The following is a 3,202-nucleotide window of genomic DNA, read 5'->3' as shown; positions in this document are numbered from 1 at the left end:
AAGGATTTCCTTCTGAATCATAATTTTAACCTTTTGGTTAACATCAGTCAAATATTATCTAAATACGCCTCAGAAGATAATGTCATGACCTCTCGACGTCAGATCGGGCGGTCGGACTATATTCAATGTCTAAAACACAGACCAACAGAATCATGGCGATCGTCGCTGTCTCCCTTCTTTTTGCGGGAGGCGGGTCGATGTTCATCATGTCCGGCATCGACGAGGCGGAGGCCGCCACGGCGACGGAGATCACCATCGCCCCCGGAATGAGATATACATACACGCCCACGTTCCCCGCTGATCTCAATCCTACGGTAACGATCAAGTCGCAGGGTGTAGGAACCGCCGGAACAGGCGGCACCTGGGGAACTCTCTCGGGCAAGACGCTGACAGTCAACGTCCCTGCGGGAACCGCTGTCGGAAGCCAGTATCAGGTTACACTGCTCGCAACTACCACCAACCCTACGCAGTCCGTCGAGATTCCGATCCTTTTCAACATAGCGGCTAACATGTCTGTTTCAGGCTCTCAGGTCAATATTGTTACCGGCGGAACGGTCAACATGACCCCCACCGCTAACGGAATGGGGACCTTCACATGGGCTGTAACGTCCGGCAAGACACTGCCTGCCGGGCTGACTCTCGACACTGCGACCGGTAAGGTTACGGGCACTCCCACAGGCATGGGCGTTCAGACCATCTATCTGACCGCAATGTCGAGCTTCGGCGAGACGAAGGACCTCGTTGTTACTTTCACGATCTACAACAAGCTCGTGGCGACCAATGATCCCAGCATCGGAGCGATATTCTATGTCTGATCTTAAGCAGGAATTGATCGCGTCGGGAGCCTCCGCCGCGGTCATATCTCTTTTCATCCTGTCCATGCTTGGATCTGCAGGTATTGCCTTCGCGGCAGACGTCCCTCCTGACGCTGAGATTGCGGACCAGGGAGAGTTCTGGTCGCTGACCATACACATGATGTTCAACGGCGCAGATGCTGAGAGCGTTGAGTGGGACTTCGGAGACGACTCGCCTGTCAGCACCGAATGGAATCCCTCCCACACTTACGCAGCTCCTGGCGACTACATCGTTACTCAGACAGTGCGCAATTCTTACAATGGAGGTTCGACCGCGACAGGCTACTTCCTGTTGCACGTTATGGGCAACCCTTACGTTGAATATGTCATGCCTGCCGGAGCTCCGGCAATGGACCGTGTCTATGTCGAGACACACGGCACAGCCGTCCGGCCCGCTGACCCCGTCTGGGAGGGACACAGCTTCTTGGGATGGTTCGCAGACGCTGAGTTGACCGTCCCGCTCGTATGGCCCGAAAACATGACAGCGCCCCTCACGGCGTATGCGTCCTGGTCCGATGTAGAGGTGGTTACGCACACTCTGACCATCAGAGGACCGGACGGCACAACGGTGAACACCATAACTGTGTCCGACGGAGCAACGGCAGTCAAGCCGACGGCACCCGAGGGAAAGACAGTCACATACTACACGGATGAGGGTCTTACAAACGAATACAACTGGAACACAACAATAACGTCCGACCTGACAATCTACCGTAAAGTTGTCGACGCCACTCTAGATCCGGAACCCGAATCCGAGAAGAAGGTCACTGTCAACGGGACCGAGATCGTTATTGTGGTCGTCGCCCTGGTGATTGGGGTTGCGGCAGTCGCATCGCGCAGTGTCGGCCTGTCGGTCATAACGCTGATTCTAATTGCTCTCGCAGCGGTAGGAATCCTCGATATAATCGATATACCCGAAATAATCAATGGATTCGGTGGGGTGAGGCTTTGAAAAGAGCCAATAAAACCCTTTTGGCCATGGCCTCCGTCTGCATTTTGATGGCGGGGGCAGGGGTTGCACTGTTCGCAAACCCTGACGAGTCAGAGGCCTCTCCCAATATGATTTACATTCCCTCAACTTTTGACCACGTTTACTTTGTCTCTGTCGGGCATACCATATCGGTAAATCTTGACATGGCGGATGGCGGATTCGATGTTACATCGAAGCCTTCCTGGATATCTTTGACGGGTACTGGCATCACCGGCTCTGCGCCAGCGGCCGGAACATATGCTGTTGATTACACGTTCTACGATCCGTCAGGAAATCCCACGAGCGAAAAGATGTACCTGTATGCCGTAAATGCCGGGGATATTGATCTAACAACCGTTAGGTATTATGATGGACGGACAAACGCCAAGGTTATCGCCATAGACTACACAACGTCATCCACATACACAGTCAGTTCTGTTACGGTGGGTGAGATGGTTGCCACAGAATACTACTACGACGGCTCATATGTGGTGCCTTCTCAGACAATCTCTATCAATACGCCGAGTTCGAACAGTCTCTCAAACATAGGACTATTCACCAACAAGACGGGCGTCCCTCTGCTTGAGATACCTTACACCGCGCCTTCAGGCAATGCTATTGCAGGCGTTAACTGGAGCTGGACGTCCACTACGCTATCCGGTGCCACTATGACTGTGTCGGGGGTCGATTGGCTATCCGTAAACGGCACCAACGTCTATGGTGTCCCTCCAGCAACCGGGGAGTACACAATAACGGTGACGATCACAAAGGCTGGATACGCCGACCTCACCGAAACGTTCGTCCTTACGGCAGTCAGCAAGCTCGTGCCGACGAACAGTCCTGCATTTGGAGCGATATTCTGGCTGTGATTTCGTGAAGAAAGCCGTCGCCGTAGTTGCCGTGATAGCGGTCCTCGTCGGAGGAATGCTCGTGCTAATGGTCGGTGTCAGCGACAGCGAGGCCGCTTCCGTCAGGACGATACACACCGTGCAGAACGGCAATGCGGTGGAGCTGACCGTAGACCTCGATTCCGGCGAGACGGTAATTTGGGACCTCGGTGACGGGCGGATCGTAAAAGGTCCGTCCGTCGAAACCACTTACTCTTCCGGATTCTACTTGGTGCAGGCGGTCATCACATCGTCCACAGGTGCGACCGAGCACGTGTCGCGCTGGATAGGAATTTACGACAGCGCCCCCGCAGCATCTGTCGCAAGGAATACCGAGTATCGGTACTGCATCTATACAGGCACAGAAATGCCTTCGTTGACGGTTAAGGACTCTTCTGGCAGAACAGTCTCGTGGCTGACATATGATCAGGCACACCGTGTGGTCACCGGAGTCCCAAGAGAGACGGGAGTATACCACGTTTGGCTGAACG

Annotated in this window: 4 protein-coding genes; all 4 read left to right on the top strand. The window is 54.1% G+C overall.

The window, feature by feature from the left end; genetic code table 11:
• The first annotated feature begins 125 nt into the window (after positions 1-125).
• Positions 126-815: a putative Ig domain-containing protein gene (locus LHW45_11200; protein ID MCB5286135.1), complete on the top strand. Its 690-nt coding sequence runs from the start codon at positions 126-128 to the stop codon at positions 813-815.
• Positions 808-1,806 carry an InlB B-repeat-containing protein gene (locus tag LHW45_11195; GenBank protein MCB5286134.1) on the top strand — a complete coding sequence of 333 codons (999 nt, stop codon included), beginning with the start codon at positions 808-810 and terminating at the stop codon, positions 1,804-1,806. The genes LHW45_11200 and LHW45_11195 overlap by 8 nt, the downstream gene beginning before the upstream one ends.
• Positions 1,803-2,693 carry a hypothetical protein gene (locus LHW45_11190; GenBank protein MCB5286133.1) on the top strand — a complete coding sequence of 297 codons (891 nt, stop codon included), beginning with the start codon at positions 1,803-1,805 and terminating at the stop codon, positions 2,691-2,693. Before LHW45_11195 ends, LHW45_11190 begins: the two co-directional genes overlap by 4 nt.
• 4 nt (positions 2,694-2,697) lie before the next feature.
• The coding region (locus LHW45_11185; GenBank protein ID MCB5286132.1) for a hypothetical protein at positions 2,698-3,202 on the top strand (505 nt) is incomplete at its 3' end.

It is taken from the genome of Candidatus Cloacimonadota bacterium (assembly GCA_020532085.1).
Lineage (GTDB): Bacteria > Cloacimonadota > Cloacimonadia > Cloacimonadales > Cloacimonadaceae > Syntrophosphaera.
The sequence above is the reverse complement of the archived record's forward strand: the minus strand, read 5'-3'. Positions and strand labels throughout refer to the sequence as shown.